Here is a 16,464-nt window from a genome sequence, read left to right as displayed (position 1 = left end):
TCGCGTGTGCGTCCTCTCGATCGTCGAGCGGTCAGTAGCGGCTATCTACGACTGTGTGGATCGGTTCATAACTGGCCGTTCTCCCCGCAAGTTACGGAAAATTCGAGGCGAAAGCCTCGCCCTTTCAGGGGCATGGCGAGAGCGAAGCTCTCGCTGCAACCGAAAAGCTCCGCTTTTCGAGGACGGGGATGAAGCCGACCAACAGTATTCAACCGACGACGACAGCATAGACGGGGGTCCAACGCAATCCTTAAGCCGACCGACTGTGATAGTATGCATAGATGGTAAAGAGTACCCGTCACGCGAAATATGAACTCTATTACCACATAGTATTCGTGCCGAAGTATCGGCGTTCGAACCTGACGGGGAAGACGAAGGAACGTCTCGAAGCCATCTTCGCGGAAATCTGTGAGGACAAGGGCCTCGAACTGGCCGAGTGCGAGGTCATGCCCGACCACGTACACCTGTTCATCGGGAGTCCACCCAAGAACGCCCCGTCACTCATCGTCAACTGGGTCAAGGGCATCTCCGCGCGGAAGTACAACCAGCGACACGAAGATCGCGTGAAGTGGACTCGTTCCTACTACGTCGGTACGGCGGGAAGCGCCTCGAAGGGCGCTGTCGAACAGTACATCGCTGAACAAGAAGGTGGAGACGCATGAAGCGCGTCAACACCTTCGAGGTCGTCCCACAGACCGAGAACGACAAAGAGTGCCTCCTCCGACTACTTGACGCCTCCGCATCCCTGTGGAACGAACTCACCTACGAACGCCGTCAGAACTACTTCGGTGACGGCGACGTGTGGGACACCTCCGAGTACCGAGGACGCTACAACGGCGTCGTCGGCAGTGCGACCGTCCAACAGGTCACGCGCAAGAACAGCGAAGCGTGGCGGTCGTTCTTCGCCCTCAAGGAGAACGGCAAGGACGCCAACCCGCCGTCGTACTGGGGCAACGAGGAAGACGGACGCGAACTCCGCACCTACATCCGGAACAACCAGTACACGATTCAGTGGGGCAAGCGTAGCCGTCTCGAAATCCCTGTCGGGCAAGAACTGAAAGACGAATACGGACTCGGCTACCACGAACGACTCCGCCTCGAACTCCGAGGCAACCCGAAGTGGGACGGCAAACAGGGTCGTCTGGAACTCGAATACGACGAGGTTAACGACACGTTCAGGGCTTTTCAACCAGTCACCGTCCCTTATTCTCGACTGGATTCACCACTGGCTTCCGAAGAAGCCGCCCTCGACGTTGGCGCAAACAATCTCGTCGCCTGTTCCACGACCACTGGGAACCAGTACCTCTACGACGGGCGGGAGTTGTTCGGACGGTTCCGCGAGACGACCGACGAAATCGCCCGCCTTCAGTCGAAACTCCGAGAGGGACGCTACAGTTCCAAACGGATTCGACGGCTGTACCGACAGCGGACGAAACGCCGTGACCACGCACAGAACGCGCTGGTGCGCGACCTCGTTGAACGACTGTACGACGAGGGCGTGGCGACGGTGTACGTAGGCGACTTGACCGACGTGCTGGAAACGCACTGGTCGGTCAGGGTGAACGAGAAAACGCACAACTTCTGGGCGTTCAAGAAGGTCACCCACCGTCTCGCGTGCGTCTGTGAGGAATACGGCATCAGTCTCGAAGTCGAGTCGGAAGCGTGGACGAGCCAAACGTGTCCCGAGTGTGGCGACCACGAGGAGACGGTTCGCCACGAGGAGACGCTGACGTGTTCGTGTGGCTTCGAGGGACACGCCGACCTCACGGCGTCAGAGACGTTCCTTCGAGAAAACAGCGATACGGAAGTCAGGCCGATGGCACGGCCCGTGCGATTCGAGTGGGACGACCACGAGTGGTCGGGGAAACCACACCCTCACGACAGTCCCAAAGAAGTGCGCACAAACCCGCAAGTTGCCTCCGTGGGTCGGTAGTCGAACCCCCAACGGAGGAATCCTCGCGCTTTAGCGCGGGGAGGATGTCAAGAGATGCCGGACGCCGTGACGCCGCCCGAGGCGGACGGTGAGACGTCGCTCGGACTGGAGTAACTGCCCGCCGACGCACCGACTTCGCAACACTCATATGCGATTCGCGGCTACTGGTTAATGCAGATTCCGACGAAGCGTACGGAATCAAACATGTCAAGTCCCATGGGGTAGCGGCCAATCCTGAAGCCTTCTGGGGGCTTCGACCCAGGTTCGAATCCTGGTGGGACTATTCTACTAACTCACTTTGAGGCTTCTTACGCCACTTCAACGGATAATTCGTGAATAGCCGCTGTTGCGACTATAGCCGAATTCCGCTCTGTCCGAATGACAGAATTTTTATGTTCTCGGCTGGGTCGCCGCTTGTCGCACTCTCCTCCTTGCGCTTGCGGGACTGTCCGTTCGGGATGGCCTCACCACGATTTTGAGAGCGCGTTCCGGGACTGAGGGGTCACCACGTCGGCGACCGGATCGCGTCGGTGTCTCTGCCAGTTTCGGACAGCCGGTGCTGTCGCTCAACTTGGTGCTGGTCCGCTATCGAACTCGGCCCATGTGGCGCAACATGTATGTTGGAGACGCCGGTACGATCACGTATGACAACCGACGAGGCACCGGAAGAGACGACGGTTAGCGACCGGGGTATGGTCACGATTCCGGCGTCGCTCCGCCGTCGTCTCGACATCGAGCCAGGGGATAAGTTCCGCTGGCAGATCGATGAAGAAGGCAATCTCTCCGTCGAAGTGGTCAAACAGCGCTACCGGGCCTTCGAGGACGACGACATGAAGGCTCCAATGGGAGGTGACAGCCTCGACACACACGACTTCGCCGGGAACGAAACGGACCCCGCGTTCACGGAGGATGCCTGAATGGCGGTTTCGGTAGTCGATTCTAACATCCTCATCGACTACAAAGACACGAGTTCGGACACTCGCCACGACCGGGCGGAACGTATCGTCTCCGCTATCGACGGTGGCTCCCTCCCGACCGCCCGAATCACGAACTACGTGCTGCTGGAATCGCTGAACTGGATTCACGAGCGACAGCGCCACGATATCGCCGTTGACCTGCGGACCCGCCTCGTCAAGTCCGCAGGCTTCGAGTTGGTCCACTGTGCACAGAAGGATTTCACCAGAGCCGTTGACCTCTTCGAGACACACGAGCGTCTCGCCTTCGGCGACGCGACGACCGTCGCGTACATGGAGCGCGAGGGGATCGAATATCTGTATAGTTTCGACGACGATTTCGACGTGATCGAAGGGATCACGCGACTATCGACGGCGGACGATCCGTTCGGCTGAGAACAGGGTCGTGGGATTCGCCAGCCTCTGACTGTCGTCGTCACTCTCTCATTTTCTCCGTCCTGCGACTCTAGTAGGTCGTCGGCGTCGTTGACCGCGTCGGGTTGCAGCAGGGAGAACCCCCACGACGGCAGTGAAACGCGCCGTCCCACCAGTCTCGTGGCGTCGAGATGTCGGAAGGCACAGCGAGGAGAGTCCTTCCGACGGAAGTGAATTCCGAGGCCGACCGAGCGCGGCGGCGAGAGTGGCGGCGCTTGCGCGCAGCGGACTAGTCATCCACCAGATCCAAGTGTGTCAATACCTAACACGAATGTGGGCCAATGCACGTGCCCAGCGTCCACACGGACCGATCGGCGTTTGACCGCATCCGCGACGCCATCCTCAACCGCGAGGACCCGGACGACGAGAAACCGACGGGACCCGGCGCGCCGACGCCGGGCTGAGCGCCGGGTCCCGCGTCGGTCCTTCGCCCGTCTCACGCCGCCGCCACGCTCGCCGTTTCCTACCGCCCGTACCGGAGATACGAGTAGCCGAGGAACCCCAGGACCGTCCCGCCGACGATGCCGAGCACGAACCCGGGCGGCCCGGCGACCGACCGGAGGGCGAGGCCGACGAGGACGCCGACGACGGCGCTCCCCACCACGACGAAGAAGCCGGTCTGCCAGTCCTCTATCAGGTCGACGACGGTGCGGTCGGCCATGGACTCACCTCAGTTCGACCCGCTCCCCGTCGGCAGTTTCGGGATGAGCCACGAGAGAAAGGCGTCGGGACTTCGGGTCTGGGTCCAGACGGTGCCCTCGCCGCTGAACTCACAGACCAGCCCCTCGCCGCTGAACAGCGTCGACTTGAGGCCGCCGACGCGTTTCACCTCGAAATCGAGCGTCTCCTCGAACGCGACGACGTGGCCGGTGTCGACGATACGCGTCTCGCCGGGGTCGACGTGGTGTTCGTCGATGGCGCCGTAACTGGAGATGAACGCCGGTCCCGTTCCCGACAGTTTGAGCAAGAAGAGTCCCTCGCCGCCGAAGAAGGTCTTGCCGCCCCCGAACTTCGTGTCGACTTCGATGCTCGGGTCCGAGGCGACGAACGAGGTGGACTGGACGAACAGCGTCTCGTCCTCCAGTCGGTGGTGTTGCACGTCGCCCGAGAGCGCCGGCGCCAGGTCGAGGTGGCTCTCGCCGTTCGCGGTGAACGTGTTCATGAAGAAGGATTCGCCGCCGAACACCGACCGCGAGAGCGACTTCAGGAGTCCGCCCTCGGCCCCCGTCTCGATGTCCAGGTCGCCGGCGTAGCTCACCATCGCGCCGGCCTCGGCGCGCACCGACTCGCCGGGGGCGAGCGAGAGCGTGAGCTGGGCGTACGACGGACGGTGGGTGATTTCGTGATCCATACGGGGCGTTCGACGAGCTGACACATAGGTGTGGTGCCGGACGACGATTCCTGCGCCCGTACCACTATATTCCTCCGGCGTGACCCCTCGCCAGCATGCGGACACCCTCCCGTCGCGCCGTCCTCGGCGCCATCGGCCTCGCCGCGACCGGCGGCGTGGCCGGCTGTCTCGACGTCCCCCGATCGACCCCCGGCCGCATCGACGACGACGGCCTCCCCGCGTCGGCCGTCGCCACGACGACGTTTCGGGGTGGTCTCCGCCGCCGCGGCGTCTCCCCCGACGCGACGGTGCCCGACGAGCCACGGGTCGCGTGGACCATCCGCGACGTGAACACGGGGGATCACACGGCGGCGAAGGCGAGCCCCGTGGCGACACCCGACGGCGACGTCGTGGTCCCCGGCGACACCGGCGAGGTGTGGCGGGTGACGCCGGGCGGCGACGTCGTCTGGACGGCCGCCGTCGAGGAGGCGGCGCGGGGCATCCACGGGACGCCGACCGTCGTCAACGGGACGGTCTACGTCGGCGCCTACGACGGCGCGCTCTACGCGTTCGACCTCGACACGGGAGAGCGGTTCTGGCGGCGAAAGCTCGGCGACGCCATCGGGTCGAGCCCCGGCTATCACGACGGCGTCGTCTACATCGCCGTCGAATACTACGCGCCGAGCGGCGCGATGTTCGGCGTCGACGCCGTCACCGGCGAGGTGGTCTGGGAGGACCGGCGACCGACGGATCACCCGCACTCGACGTGTGCGATCGACCGCGACGCCGGACGGCTCGTGGTCGGATCGAACGACGGCCGGCTGTACGCGTGGACGTATCCCGATCTGACGTTCGCGTGGGCGTTCGAGACCGGTGACGCGATCAAGGGGCCGGTCGCCACCCACGACGGCAGCGCCGTCTTCGGCTCGTGGGACGACCACGTCTACCGGGTCGCCCTCGACGACGGGGTCGAGGAGTGGGCCGTCGAGACGGGTGGGATGGTGATGTCCGGCCCGGCGGTCGAGGCGGCGACCGACACCGTCTACGTCGGGGGCCACGACTCCCGGCTCCGTGCGCTCGACGCCGCGACCGGCGACGCCCGGTGGACGTTCGACACCGACGGGTGGATCACCGGCTGTCCGACCGTCGCCGGCGACGCCGTCCTCGTCGGCTCCTACGACCGGCGGTGTTACGCGCTGGAGAAGCGGACGGGCGAGGAGCGCTGGGCGGTCGAGGGCGTCGGCGACGTGACCAGCGCGCCGACGGTCCTCGACGGCGCCGTCTACTTCACCGACCGGGCGTCCGCGGCGCATCTCGACGGCGGCGACGGGCCGACGGGCGGGCTGTACAAGCTCGTAGAGGCCCAAGACGGGTGAGCGTGCCGTCGGGTCGGCGCGGACGGAGGGCCTAAGAGTCCGACGGGCCTACCGGCCCCAATGAGCGAGGCACTGCTGATCGTCGCGCACGGGTCACATCTGAACCCGAAATCGAGCACGCCGGCGCAGGACCACGCCGACGCCATCCGGGTCGCGGGCGCGGTCGACGAGGTGCGCGAGGCGTACTGGAAGGAGGAGCCGTCGCTGCGGAACGCCCTCCGGACCGTGACCGCCGACGAGGTGTACGTCGTCCCCCTCTTCATCAGCGAGGGCTACTTCACCGAGGAGGTGCTCCCCCGGGAACTCCGCCTCGACTTCGACGCCGACGACTGGGACTCGGACGGCACGAGCGCCGACTTCGTGACCTGCACGCCCGCGGACGTGGCCAAGGCGGTCCACTACTGCGGGCCGGTGGGCACCCACGACGCGATGACCGACGTGATCGTCCGCCGCGCCGAGACGGTGACCGGCGACCCCGAGGTGGGCGCGGGCGTCGGCCTCGCCGTCGTCGGCCACGGCACCAAACGCAACGAGAACTCCGCGAAGGCGGTGGAGTACCACGCCGACCGGGTGCGCGACCGGGGGCGATTCGACGAGGTTCGTGCGCTGTTCATGGACGAGGACCCCGAAATCGACGACGTGACCGACCACTTCGAGAGCGACGACGTGGTCGTCGTCCCCCTCTTCGTCGCCGACGGCTACCACACGCAGGAGGACATCCCAGCCGACATGGGCATCGCCGACGGTGTCGGAGGGTACGCGGTCCCGACGCGCCTCGACGGCCACGACATCTGGTACGCCGGCGCCATCGGCACCGAGGCGCTGATGGCCGACGTGATCCTCGAACGGGCGGCGGACGCGGGGGCCGACGTCGACCGCGGCACCGGGAACCGCACGCCGACGGCGGCCACGGACGGTGACTGAGATGGTCGATACCGCCGCGGCCCTGCGCGAGGCCGCTCGCGACGGCGTCGACTTCGACGGCCTCCGGGCTGCCCGGACGCCCGACGGCTTCCGCTTTGCCGTCCCCGGGACGAGCGCCGACGGACTCTCGGCGGCGGCGTTCGACGAACTCGCCCGCGACCACCGCGCGTACGTCGACAACTGGCTGTTCTGGCACGCGGACGCGCCACAGGCCGAGGCCGAGTGGGCGTTCCTCCGGTGGCTCGAACGGGCCGACGACCGGTCCGTCCCGGAGCGATACGACCGACTCGCCGACGGCTGCACCCGCGAGTGGGGGCAGGTCGCCGTCACCGTTCGCCGAGACGACGGCCGGCGCCGCTACGCGCTCCGACACGTCGACGAGGCGGACGCCGACCCCCCGTCGACGTACACCGACCCCTACGAGGCCCGCCGCCTGCGGAAAGTCGACGACGGCGGCGACTACCGCCCGCTGTCGACGGCGCCGACGCTCCCGCACGGCTGGGCGTTCGTCGACCTCGACGCGACGGCCGTCGTCCGGGCAATCGACGGCTTCTATCCGGCGACGATAGCGAACTGGCACCGCGAGCGCGAGGGGGACCTCGACGTGACCCACTGGCACGACGCCGTCAGCCGGCAGACCGGCATCTACGGCGTCGTCCGGACGTGGGATCGCGGCGAGGGCCACGACCACGTGAACTGGGTCGCCGAGGCGTGCTGTGCCGACTCGCAGTGTCTGAAGCGCCGCGAGTGGGGGTACGACGCGGAGACGCCGCTGGACGTAGCGGGCGGCGACGGCGTCTTCCCCTGCCGCGAGCCGTGTTCGCTGGTGATCGCCGCGGCGCGCACGTGGACGCGCCTCGAATCCGAGCAGTCCCGCACCTACACCTTCGACCTCACGCCGAGCGAGAAGGAGCAACTGGAGGGAATCGTCGACGCCGTCGCCGACGGCCGGGTCGACGAGATTCGCGACGGCGACACGAGCGACGGTGCCAACCGGTTCCGGGCGCGATTCCTCCGGGCGAAACTGTTCGACGACGACGGCAACCTGTGTGGGGTGCCGACGGGCGCGGACGCGGAGTGAGTTCCGGCGAACCCTCCGCTGACGACAGTGTGAGCCGCTGACACGAGTTCTCGAATCGGATAGATCACTTGGCGTGGCGCGAAGACTTCCCCCGAAGTAGACAATCTTAACACGCGATAGCGACAACTTCGTAGTGATGACTGGGTCAACCGACTGGTGGCCGAATCAACTCGATTTGGACATCCTCAAGCAGAACGCGCAGCAGCCCGACCCGCTCGGCGAGGACTTCGACTACGCCGAGGAGTTCCAGCAGCTCGATCTCGATGCGGTGAAGGCGGACATCGAGGAGGTCATGACGGACTCTCAGGACTGGTGGCCGGCCGACTACGGCCACTACGGGCCGCTGTTCATCAGGATGGCGTGGCACAGCGCCGGCACGTACCGAACCAGCGACGGGCGCGGCGGCGCCGCCGGCGGACACCAGCGGCTCCCGCCGATCAACAGCTGGCCGGACAACGTCAACCTCGACAAGGCACGTCGCCTGCTCTGGCCGGTCAAGCAGAAGTACGGCAAGCAGCTCTCGTGGGCCGACCTGATCGTCCTGGCCGGGAACGTCGCCCTGGAGTCGATGGGCTTCGAGACGTTCGGCTTCGCCGGCGGCCGCGAGGACGACTTCGAGGGCGACGACGCCGTCGACTGGGGGCCGGAGACCGAGTGGGAGGCCACCTCCGAGGAGCGCTTCGACGAGGAGGGACGCCTCGACGACATGCTCGGCAACACCGTGATGGGCCTCATCTACGTGAACCCGGAGGGCCCGAACGGCGAGCCGGACCTCGAAGGCTCCGCGGCGAACATCCGCGATACGTTCGGCAACATGGCGATGAACGACAAGGAGACGGTCGCGCTCATCGCCGGTGGCCACACCTTCGGCAAGGTCCACGGCGCCGACTCCGGCGACAACCTCGGTCCCGAACCCGAAGCCGCCCCCATCGAACAGCAGGGGCTCGGCTGGGAGAACGAGTACGGCGAGGGCAAGGGTGCCGACACCATCACCAGCGGCATCGAGGGGCCGTGGACGAGCGCGCCGACCCAGTGGGACATGGGCTACGTCGACAACCTGCTCGACTACGAGTGGGAGGCCCACCTCGGTCCCGGCGGCGCGTGGCAGTGGCGCCCCGCCGGCGACGGACCGGGGGCCGACATCCCCGACTCCGTGCCGGACGCCCACATCCCGGACGAGTTCGTCGACCCGATGATGCTCACGACCGACATCGCGCTGAAGAAAGATCCCGACTACCGGGAAGTGCTGGAGGAGTTCCAGGAGGACCCGGCGGAGTTCCAGGCAGCCTTCGCGAAAGCGTGGTACAAGCTCATCCACCGCGACATGGGCCCGCCGGAGCGGTTCCTCGGTCCCGAGGTGCCCGAGGAGACGATGATCTGGCAGGACCCGCTCCCCGACGTCGACTACGACCCCATCGACGACGAGCAAGCCGCCGAGCTCAAAGCGGAGATCCTCGACTCCGATCTGACCGTCGCGCAGCTAGCCAAGACCGCGTGGGCGTCGGCCTCGACGTTCCGCAAGAGCGACAAGCGCGGCGGCGCGAACGGCGCCCGCATCCGGCTCGAACCCCAGACGAGCTGGGAGGTCAACGAGCCCGAGGAGCTGACGACCGTGCTGCGGACGCTGGAACACATCCAGGAGGAGTTCAACGCCTCGCAGTCCGACGACACGCGCGTCTCGCTCGCCGACCTCATCGTGCTGGGCGGCAACGCGGCCGTCGAGCGGGCGGCGGCCGACGCCGGCTACACCGTCGAGGTCCCCTTCGAGCCGGGGCGGGTCGACGCCGCCCCCGAACAGACCGACGTCGAGTCCTTCGAGGTGCTCGAACCGGACGCCGACGGCTTCCGTAACTACCTCGGCGACGGCGACGAGGGCCAGCCGGAGGAGCTGATGGTGGACAAGGCGGAACTGCTGAACTTGACCGTCGACGAGATGACGGCCCTGGTCGGCGGCATGCGCGCGCTCGGTGCGACCTACGGCGACTCCGACCGCGGCATCCTCACCGACCGCCCGGGCACGCTGACCAACGACTTCTTCGTGAACCTGCTCGGCATGAACACCGAGTGGGAAGCCGTCGACGACGACGAACGGCTCTTCGAGATTCGCGACCGCGAGACGGGCGAGGTGGAGTGGGAGGCGACCCGCGTCGACCTCGTCTTCGGCTCGAACTCCCGCCTCCGCGCCATCGCGGAAGTCTACGGCGCCGACGACGGCGAAGAGCAGTTCGTCCACGACTTCGTCGACGCGTGGCACAAGGTGATGACCAACGACCGGTTCGACCTCGACTGAGCCACACCGTTCGCCTCGACGACGGGCCGGAACGGGCCCCTGACTTCGCCGGCTTCCGTCCGCACCGCCCGACCGGAGCGTATTCCCGTCCCGCCCTCCTACCGCGGCACCGATGGTCTCTCAACGTGCCGCCGACGTGACCCCGTTCATCGCCATGGACGTGCTCGAACGGGCGAACGAACTCGACGACGTGATCCATCTGGAGGTGGGCGAACCGGACTTTGCCCCGCCCGACCGCGTGATCGAGACGGCCGTCGACTCGCTGCGGGCGGGCCACACGACCTACACCGCCGCGCGGGGCAAGCCCGAACTCCGCCGCGCCATCGCGGCCCACTACGACCGCGAGTACGGCGTCGATATCGACCCCGACCGGGTGGTCGTCACCCCCGGCACCTCGCCCGGCCTCTTTCTCGCGATGGCCGCACTGGTCGATCCCGGCGACGAGGTGGTGCTCACCGACCCCCACTACGCCTGCTACCCCAACTTCGTGCGGGTCGTCGACGGCGAGGTTCGGACCGTCACCCTCCGCGCGAGCGAGGGGTTTCGGCCCCGCGTCGACGACTTCGCGGCGGCGGTCGGCCCCGACACGAGCGCCCTCCTCTGCAACTCGCCCGCCAATCCGACGGGGGCGGTGATGGACGGCGAGACGCTCGCGGGCCTCGCCGAGGTGGCGGCCGACGCCGACGCGACACCCGTCGTCGACGAGGTGTATCACGGCCTCTCGTACGACGCCGCGGAGCACACGATGCTCGAGTACACCGACGACGCGTTCGTCCTCAACGGCTTCTCCAAACGATTCGCGATGACCGGGTGGCGGCTGGGGTGGGTGATCGTCCCCCCCGACTACGTCGACGCGGTGAACCGCCTCGCCCAGAACGTGCTGATCTGTGCGCCGAACTTCGTCCAGGACGCGGGCGTCGCCGCCCTGGAGACGCCGGCCGACCGACTGGACGAGATTCGGGAGACGTACCGCGAGCGCCGTGACCTGCTGGTCGACGCCGTCGAGGGCTGGGGACTCGACCTCGGCTACACGCCACAGGGGGCGTACTACCTGCTGGCGGACGTGAGCGACCTGCCGGGCGACGCCCTCGACGTGGCCGACCTGTTTCTGGAGGCGGGTGTCGCCGTCACCCCCGGCGTCGACTTCGGCGACGCCGCTTCGGACTACCTCCGGTTCTCCTACGCGACCGACGCCGACGCCATCGAGACGGCTATCGAACGGATCGACGCGCTGTTGGCGACGGTCGAGCGGTAGTCACGTGTCGGCATCCCCGTCGACGTCGCCGTAGTCGCCGTGACGGTCCAGCCGTGCGCCCTCGACGTCCGTCGTCTCACGCCCCGCCAGCTATTTGCTCGCGGTCCGTCTCTTGGCCCCATGGGCGGCTACGCCACCCTTCCCCGGTTGCTCGACGCCCGTCGCCTCCGAGCCGCCGGCCTCGCCCTCCGGGCCGATCCGGCCGCGACCGCTCCGCCCCACGACCCCGACCCGTCGCTTCTCGCGGCGGTCGAGGAGCCGTTCGACACCGTCGACGGCGTTCTCGACCGGCTGCGTGCCCTCGAACGTCGCCTCCGGGCCGCCGGCGACCGCCGCGCCGTCTTCCTCACGATATACACCCGCATGACCGCGGCGGTCCGCGACGCCATCGCTGCCGGCCAGTTCCACGATCCCGACTGGATGCGCCGCTACACCGTCGCCTTCGCGGACTACTACCGCCGGGCCTTCCGCGACTTCGAGCGCGGCGCCCTCGACGCCGTCCCCGATCCGTGGATCGTCGCCTTCGCCACCGCCGTCGAGGGGTCGGCCCTCGTCGCACAGGACGCCTTCCTCGGCATCAACGCCCACATCAACTACGACCTCGCCCTGACCCTGCGGGACGTGGGGATCGACCCCGCTCGCCGGCGGAAACGCGCCGACCACCGCGCGATCAACGGCGTGTTGGCCGGCCTGATCGACGCCCAGCAGGTCGCCCTCGCGGAGCTGTACGCCCCGGGAATCGACGACATCGACGCGACGCTCGGTCGGTTCGACGAGGCGCTCTCGCTGTTCTCGATGACCGAAGGGCGGGCGTGGGCGTGGCGGGTCGCGACCGCCCTGACGGACGTCCAGTGGAGTCCCGTGCGCCGGGCCGTCCGCTGGCTCCTCCGGACGACGGCGACCGGCGGCGCGACCTTCGTCCGCTCGCCGCCGGTCGATCCGGGGGTGCTGGGGGCGCTCCGACGGATCGAGGCGGGCCGGTCGCTCGACGACACCCTCGCCGCCCTCGGCGCCCGCCTCGACGGGGCTATCGGCGGCTGAACTCCGCCCACAGCGGGTAGTGATCCGAGATTCGCCACGAGAGCGACGCGCGCGTCAGGTCCCGTCGCGGGAGCGCGACGTCCACGAAGTCGAACGATCCGCCGCGGACGTAGTCGAGGGAGAGGGCGGGTTGGCCGGCGTCGCCGGTGAACCACGCGATCTGATCGTAGAAATGTTCGCCGGGGTCGCCCGGGTCGGCGAAGATGGTCCGCGGCACCGCGTGGAGGTCCGCGGGCACCTCGAGTCCCGTCGAGACGAAGGCGTCGTAGCGCTCGTCGCCCCGGCGGTCGATGTTGAAGTCGCCGAGGGCGATCAGGTTGTGATCCCACGCGTTCACGTCCCGCGCCCACTCGTCCAGCCACTCGGCGATGGCGCGGAGTTCGGGCGTGCGTTCGTCCGGTCGATCCCCCCAGAGGACGTGGAGGGTCACGAGCACGAACGTCTCGCCGCCGGACTCGAAGGCGACGGCGTAGGGCGTCCGCGCGAACTGCCGGTCGAGGGCGTCGGGGTCGATGCGGTCGAACTCGTCGGCCGGAACGACCAGTTCGCCGGCCAGCCCGCTGATCCGGGTCGTCCGCCGGTCGAAAATAAAGCCCAGGCGCTCGTCGTTCCCGGGGTCGCCGCGGGTCACGTCCGTGAGGACGAACCCCCAGTCCGGCCCGAGTGCCTTCATCGTGTGTCGGAGCGCCTTCAGGTCGCCCCGTATCTCCTGGACCGCCACCACGTCGAACCGGCGGATGATCTCCGCGATGACCCGGATCGAATGCAGGTCGCGTTTCGGGCTGTCGTCGTCGCCCGCCCGCCACTGCTCGGTGAGGCCGCCGAAGTGCCGGACGTTCCAGGTGCCGATCAGCAGGTTGCGGTCGATGGTCCGTGCCGGCAGGCACTCGTCGAGCGCGTCCCGGAGGCCGCGCAGGTCGCGCGCGACCGCCTCCGGCGGTGCGTCGGTAACGTGGGGCACGCTCACGCCTCCGGCGAGACGGGATGACACCGATTCATACCGTCGAATGATCGCGCAGCGACATATACGTGTGCCTCGTTGGCACGGGACGTTCTCTAGCGACACTCTAGACCGATCTGGTTCGAATTATGTTGATAGTTTGAAAAATATTCATGCCCTCGCCCGCCGCCGATACCGGTGGAGGCGAGACGCCTCCCGATCGCTATGACAGGACATCGACCGACGCGACGACGGCTGCTTCGCTACGGCGCCGCCCTCGGTGTGGGCGGCGTCGCCCTCACCACCTCGGCGGCGGCGAACCCGGGGAAGGGCGACGAGCGCGGGAACGGCAAGACGTTCGGGCGCGTCTACGCGAACGACGTGCTCTGGCGGACACACGTCGTGAAAATCCTCGACGACCGGCCCGATCCGGAGGACAAAATCTACTTCCTCCACGACGGCAGCGGGCCAATCGTCGACAATCCGGACGCGAGCGACGACCAGGCGTCGCCCTTCGTCTCCGAATCGGCGCCCGGGGACCGCGACTGGAACGGCGGCAAGTGGACGCACTTCTCGGCGGAAGTGACTGACCTCGACGCGTTCAACGAGGACGCCCCGCTGACGAACGTCGACGACGTGCTCGACGCGGACTACGTCGAGGTGACGCTGGGGCGGCCCGGCTTCGGCCCGCCGGACTTCTTCATCTGCCCGCTCAACGGGCGCGCGTAACGGCCTCGATCAGTCGTCGGCCACCGCCGCGTCCGCGTCGTCCGACACGGCCGGGTCGACACCGCGCCGGCGGCCGTCGAGCGCCGAGAGGCCGTACACTAGCCCGACGAGTGCGACGACGCCGACCGACAACAGGAGCCACGGCGTGATGCGGGTGTATCCCCACACGACGAGCAGGGCGGCGGCGACGACTCCGACGGTGACGGCGTAGTACAGTTGGGTGCGGACGTGATCGACCAGGTCCGCACCGGTAAAGGTCGCGGAGAGGACGGTCGTATCGGAGATGGGCGAGGCGTGATCCCCGAAGATGGCGCCGGAGAAGACGCTGCCGACCAGCGCCGCGACCATGGTGTGATCACCGGTCAGCTCCCAGGCGACCGGGACGGCGATGGGGGTCACGATCGCCATCGTCCCCCACGAACTCCCGGTCGAGAACGCGACGAACGCGGCGGTACCGAGCACGACGACGGGCAACAGCGCCGGATCGAGCACCTGTCCGGCGACGCCGCCGACGTACTCGCCGGTCCCGAGCGCCTCGACGACGTTGCCGATGGACCACGCGAGGACGAGAATCGTCACCGCGGTCAGCATGATCCCGAACCCGTCGATGGTCGTGTCGACGCTCTCGCCGAGGGTCAGCCGGCCGGTGGTGTAGCCGAGGACGTACGTCGAGACCACCATCGCGAAGGAGCCGAAGATGAGCGCCACCGCGTAGTCGGCGTCGATCACCGTGTCGTACAGCGAGGCGCCCGGCGCGTACCCCGTCCAGAGCGCCGTCCCGAGCGTCGCGACGACCAGCACGCCGATGGGGAGGAAGAAAGCGAGCAGCCGCGGGTTCTCGACGCTCGGTTCGCCGAGTTCGGCCGCCACGTCCTGCATCGGCCGGGCGTCCTCGCGGGTGACCCGCCCCGTCTCGGCGGCCCGATGTTCGGCGGCGAGCATCTCGCCGTAGTCCCGGCCGCTCAGGACGACGATACCCACCATCGCGATGGCGAGGATGGCGTAGGCGTTGTACGGGATCGATTCGAGAAACACCGCGAAGGCGTTCGGCACCTCGCTGGCGGCGATGTCGGCCGCCTCGTAGCCCGACTCGATCATCGACAGCTGAAAGGCGACCCACGAGGAGACGGCGAGCGTCGCCACCGGGGCGGCCGTCGAGTCGACGAGATACGCCAGCTTCTCCCGCGAGATCCGCAGGTGATCGGAGACGTCGCGCATCGTGCTCCCGACGACGGCCGTGTTGGCGTAGTCGTCGAAAAAGAGGAGGAGGCCGAGCAGCCACGTCGCGACGCCGACCTTGCGCCGCGTGTCGAGGCGCTCGATGGCCCAGTCCCGCACCGCGTGGGAGCCGCCGAGGCGCCAGATCATCGCGACCGCCGACCCGAGCAACAGCGTGAAGATGATGATCTGGGCGTGGAACGTGCTGTCGCCGATGGCGGCGGCGATCCACTCGAACGTCTGCCCCAGCCCGAACCCGCCCGTGAAGATGACTCCCCCCGCCCACACGCCGAGGAAGAGCGACAACACCGCCTTTCGCGTCACGATAGCTAACCCGATGGCGAGCAACGGGGGAACGAGCGAGAGTGAGCCGAACTCGGCCATGCGCCCCCCTACTCCCCATCGGTAGTAAAAGCTCGTGCCACCCGTTCGTGACGGGTTTTATTTTGTCCGCGGCCCTTCCATCCCGTATGGTATCCACCGGCGACACCGCCCCGATCTTTACCGCGACGCGTGGCACGGCCGAACACGAATCGTTCGACCTCGACGACCACCTCGGCGACGGTCCCGTCGTCCTCGCCTTCTTCCCCGGCGCCTTCACCCCGCCCTGTCGGAACGAGATGCTCGGGCTGCAGGATCACCTCGACGACTTCCACGACGCCGGAGCGACGGTGTTGGGTATCAGCGCCGACTCGCCGTTCTCACAGGGCGCGTTCCGCGAGGAACACGGCCTGGAGTTCGACCTCGTGAGCGACATGGACGGCGACACCATCGAGGCCTACGGGCTGACGATGGACATCCCCGACCTCGGCCTCTACGGGATCGCCAACCGCGCCGTCTTCGTCCTCGACGACGAGGGCACCGTCACGTACACCTGGGTGGCCGACGACCCGACGAACGAACCCGACTACGAGGCCGTCCTCGACGCCGCCCGGTCGGCATAGGCATACTGTCGGCTG

At 67.6% G+C, this 16,464-nt stretch carries 17 protein-coding genes and 1 tRNA gene; 14 read left to right on the top strand and 4 right to left on the bottom strand.

Annotated features, from left to right (window positions below):
- Nucleotides 1-281: 281 nt before the first annotated feature.
- From tnpA to DU484_RS20260, 6 genes are all read left to right on the top strand, one after another.
- On the top strand, nucleotides 282-662 hold the full coding sequence (tnpA, locus tag DU484_RS02850; RefSeq protein ID WP_114605060.1) for an IS200/IS605 family transposase: 381 nt from the start codon (nucleotides 282-284) through the stop codon (nucleotides 660-662).
- Nucleotides 659-1,933 carry an RNA-guided endonuclease InsQ/TnpB family protein gene (locus DU484_RS02845; RefSeq protein ID WP_114605059.1) on the top strand — a complete coding sequence of 425 codons (1,275 nt, stop codon included), beginning with the start codon at nucleotides 659-661 and terminating at the stop codon, nucleotides 1,931-1,933. Before tnpA ends, DU484_RS02845 begins: the two co-directional genes overlap by 4 nt.
- Nucleotides 1,934-2,143: 210 nt before the next feature.
- A tRNA-Gln gene (locus tag DU484_RS02840) sits at nucleotides 2,144-2,216 on the top strand.
- A gap of 361 nt (nucleotides 2,217-2,577) precedes the next feature.
- The gene (locus DU484_RS02835) at nucleotides 2,578-2,850 is read left to right on the top strand and encodes an AbrB/MazE/SpoVT family DNA-binding domain-containing protein (protein ID WP_114605058.1); all 273 of its coding nucleotides are present in this window, start codon (nucleotides 2,578-2,580) and stop codon (nucleotides 2,848-2,850) included.
- The gene (locus DU484_RS02830) at nucleotides 2,851-3,282 is read left to right on the top strand and encodes a type II toxin-antitoxin system VapC family toxin (protein WP_114584680.1); all 432 of its coding nucleotides are present in this window, start codon (nucleotides 2,851-2,853) and stop codon (nucleotides 3,280-3,282) included. It begins immediately after the preceding gene.
- Between the two features lie 320 nt (nucleotides 3,283-3,602).
- Complete coding sequence (locus tag DU484_RS20260) at nucleotides 3,603-3,725, top strand: hypothetical protein (protein WP_262342831.1); 123 nt, start codon at nucleotides 3,603-3,605, stop codon at nucleotides 3,723-3,725.
- Nucleotides 3,726-3,784: 59 nt separating this feature from the next.
- Here DU484_RS20260 and DU484_RS02825 read toward each other — a convergent pair whose 3' ends face one another.
- Nucleotides 3,785-3,982: a hypothetical protein gene (locus tag DU484_RS02825; protein WP_114605057.1), complete on the bottom strand. Its 198-nt coding sequence runs from the start codon at nucleotides 3,980-3,982 to the stop codon at nucleotides 3,785-3,787.
- Nucleotides 3,983-3,991: 9 nt separating this feature from the next.
- Entirely contained in the window at nucleotides 3,992-4,672 is a 681-nt protein-coding gene (locus tag DU484_RS02820) for a TIGR00266 family protein (RefSeq protein ID WP_114584677.1), read from the bottom strand.
- Nucleotides 4,673-4,767: 95 nt separating this feature from the next.
- On the opposite strand from DU484_RS02820, the gene DU484_RS02815 reads away from it, so the two are divergent.
- The 6 genes from DU484_RS02815 to DU484_RS02790 all read left to right on the top strand — a co-directional run bounded on the left by DU484_RS02815 (nucleotide 4,768) and on the right by DU484_RS02790 (nucleotide 12,618).
- Nucleotides 4,768-6,027, top strand: coding sequence for an outer membrane protein assembly factor BamB family protein (locus tag DU484_RS02815; protein WP_114605056.1), 1,260 nt, complete (start codon nucleotides 4,768-4,770; stop codon nucleotides 6,025-6,027).
- A gap of 60 nt (nucleotides 6,028-6,087) precedes the next feature.
- Nucleotides 6,088-6,951, top strand: coding sequence for a CbiX/SirB N-terminal domain-containing protein (locus DU484_RS02810; protein ID WP_114605055.1), 864 nt, complete (start codon nucleotides 6,088-6,090; stop codon nucleotides 6,949-6,951).
- 1 nt (nucleotide 6,952) lies between these two features.
- Nucleotides 6,953-8,032: a DR2241 family protein gene (locus DU484_RS02805; protein WP_114605054.1), complete on the top strand. Its 1,080-nt coding sequence runs from the start codon at nucleotides 6,953-6,955 to the stop codon at nucleotides 8,030-8,032.
- Nucleotides 8,033-8,168: 136 nt separating this feature from the next.
- Nucleotides 8,169-10,322, top strand: coding sequence for a catalase/peroxidase HPI (gene katG, locus DU484_RS02800; protein ID WP_114605053.1), 2,154 nt, complete (start codon nucleotides 8,169-8,171; stop codon nucleotides 10,320-10,322).
- A 112-nt stretch (nucleotides 10,323-10,434) separates the two neighbouring features.
- Nucleotides 10,435-11,577 (top strand): pyridoxal phosphate-dependent aminotransferase, encoded by a 1,143-nt coding sequence (locus DU484_RS02795; RefSeq protein WP_114605052.1) that lies wholly within the window; start codon nucleotides 10,435-10,437, stop codon nucleotides 11,575-11,577.
- A gap of 120 nt (nucleotides 11,578-11,697) precedes the next feature.
- A complete protein-coding gene (locus DU484_RS02790; RefSeq protein WP_114584672.1) occupies nucleotides 11,698-12,618 on the top strand; it encodes a DUF5995 family protein in 921 nt (306 codons plus the stop codon).
- On the opposite strand, the gene DU484_RS02785 is transcribed toward DU484_RS02790, so the two are convergent.
- A complete protein-coding gene (locus DU484_RS02785) occupies nucleotides 12,605-13,579 on the bottom strand; it encodes an endonuclease/exonuclease/phosphatase family protein (RefSeq protein ID WP_114606699.1) in 975 nt (324 codons plus the stop codon). The genes DU484_RS02790 and DU484_RS02785 overlap by 14 nt on opposite strands.
- A gap of 204 nt (nucleotides 13,580-13,783) precedes the next feature.
- On the opposite strand from DU484_RS02785, the gene DU484_RS02780 reads away from it, so the two are divergent.
- Nucleotides 13,784-14,287, top strand: coding sequence for a hypothetical protein (locus DU484_RS02780; RefSeq protein ID WP_114587140.1), 504 nt, complete (start codon nucleotides 13,784-13,786; stop codon nucleotides 14,285-14,287).
- A gap of 9 nt (nucleotides 14,288-14,296) precedes the next feature.
- Here the strand turns inward: DU484_RS02780 and DU484_RS02775 are convergent, their stop codons facing one another.
- Nucleotides 14,297-15,889, bottom strand: a complete 1,593-nt coding sequence (locus DU484_RS02775) for a Na+/H+ antiporter NhaC family protein (RefSeq protein WP_114605051.1) — start codon at nucleotides 15,887-15,889, stop codon at nucleotides 14,297-14,299.
- An 86-nt stretch (nucleotides 15,890-15,975) separates the two neighbouring features.
- Between DU484_RS02775 and DU484_RS02770 the strand changes: the two genes are divergently transcribed.
- Nucleotides 15,976-16,449: a redoxin domain-containing protein gene (locus DU484_RS02770; protein WP_114584667.1), complete on the top strand. Its 474-nt coding sequence runs from the start codon at nucleotides 15,976-15,978 to the stop codon at nucleotides 16,447-16,449.
- The last annotated feature ends 15 nt before the right edge of the window (nucleotides 16,450-16,464 follow it).

The sequence above is a fragment of the Haloplanus rubicundus genome (genome assembly GCF_003342675.1).
GTDB lineage: Archaea > Halobacteriota > Halobacteria > Halobacteriales > Haloferacaceae > Haloplanus > Haloplanus rubicundus.
Note: the sequence above shows the minus strand (reverse complement) of the source record. Positions and strands in the feature narration are given on the sequence as shown.

What these genes read in the sequence shown, in the direction of transcription:
- DU484_RS02780 (WP_114587140.1), top strand. Translation starts at nt 13,784, where the DNA reads ATGACAGGACATCGACCGACGCGACGACGGCTGCTTCGCTACGGCGCC.
- DU484_RS20260 (WP_262342831.1), top strand. Translation starts at nt 3,603, where the DNA reads ATGCACGTGCCCAGCGTCCACACGGACCGATCGGCGTTTGACCGCATC.
- DU484_RS02795 (WP_114605052.1), top strand. Translation starts at nt 10,435, where the DNA reads ATGGTCTCTCAACGTGCCGCCGACGTGACCCCGTTCATCGCCATGGAC.
- DU484_RS02805 (WP_114605054.1), top strand. Translation starts at nt 6,953, where the DNA reads ATGGTCGATACCGCCGCGGCCCTGCGCGAGGCCGCTCGCGACGGCGTC.
- DU484_RS02815 (WP_114605056.1), top strand. Translation starts at nt 4,768, where the DNA reads ATGCGGACACCCTCCCGTCGCGCCGTCCTCGGCGCCATCGGCCTCGCC.
- DU484_RS02810 (WP_114605055.1), top strand. Translation starts at nt 6,088, where the DNA reads ATGAGCGAGGCACTGCTGATCGTCGCGCACGGGTCACATCTGAACCCG.
- DU484_RS02820 (WP_114584677.1), bottom strand. Translation starts at nt 4,672, where the DNA reads ATGGATCACGAAATCACCCACCGTCCGTCGTACGCCCAGCTCACGCTC.
- DU484_RS02830 (WP_114584680.1), top strand. Translation starts at nt 2,851, where the DNA reads ATGGCGGTTTCGGTAGTCGATTCTAACATCCTCATCGACTACAAAGAC.
- DU484_RS02835 (WP_114605058.1), top strand. Translation starts at nt 2,578, where the DNA reads ATGACAACCGACGAGGCACCGGAAGAGACGACGGTTAGCGACCGGGGT.
- DU484_RS02775 (WP_114605051.1), bottom strand. Translation starts at nt 15,889, where the DNA reads ATGGCCGAGTTCGGCTCACTCTCGCTCGTTCCCCCGTTGCTCGCCATC.
- tnpA (WP_114605060.1), top strand. Translation starts at nt 282, where the DNA reads ATGGTAAAGAGTACCCGTCACGCGAAATATGAACTCTATTACCACATA.
- DU484_RS02845 (WP_114605059.1), top strand. Translation starts at nt 659, where the DNA reads ATGAAGCGCGTCAACACCTTCGAGGTCGTCCCACAGACCGAGAACGAC.
- katG (WP_114605053.1), top strand. Translation starts at nt 8,169, where the DNA reads ATGACTGGGTCAACCGACTGGTGGCCGAATCAACTCGATTTGGACATC.
- DU484_RS02770 (WP_114584667.1), top strand. Translation starts at nt 15,976, where the DNA reads ATGGTATCCACCGGCGACACCGCCCCGATCTTTACCGCGACGCGTGGC.
- DU484_RS02790 (WP_114584672.1), top strand. Translation starts at nt 11,698, where the DNA reads ATGGGCGGCTACGCCACCCTTCCCCGGTTGCTCGACGCCCGTCGCCTC.
- DU484_RS02825 (WP_114605057.1), bottom strand. Translation starts at nt 3,982, where the DNA reads ATGGCCGACCGCACCGTCGTCGACCTGATAGAGGACTGGCAGACCGGC.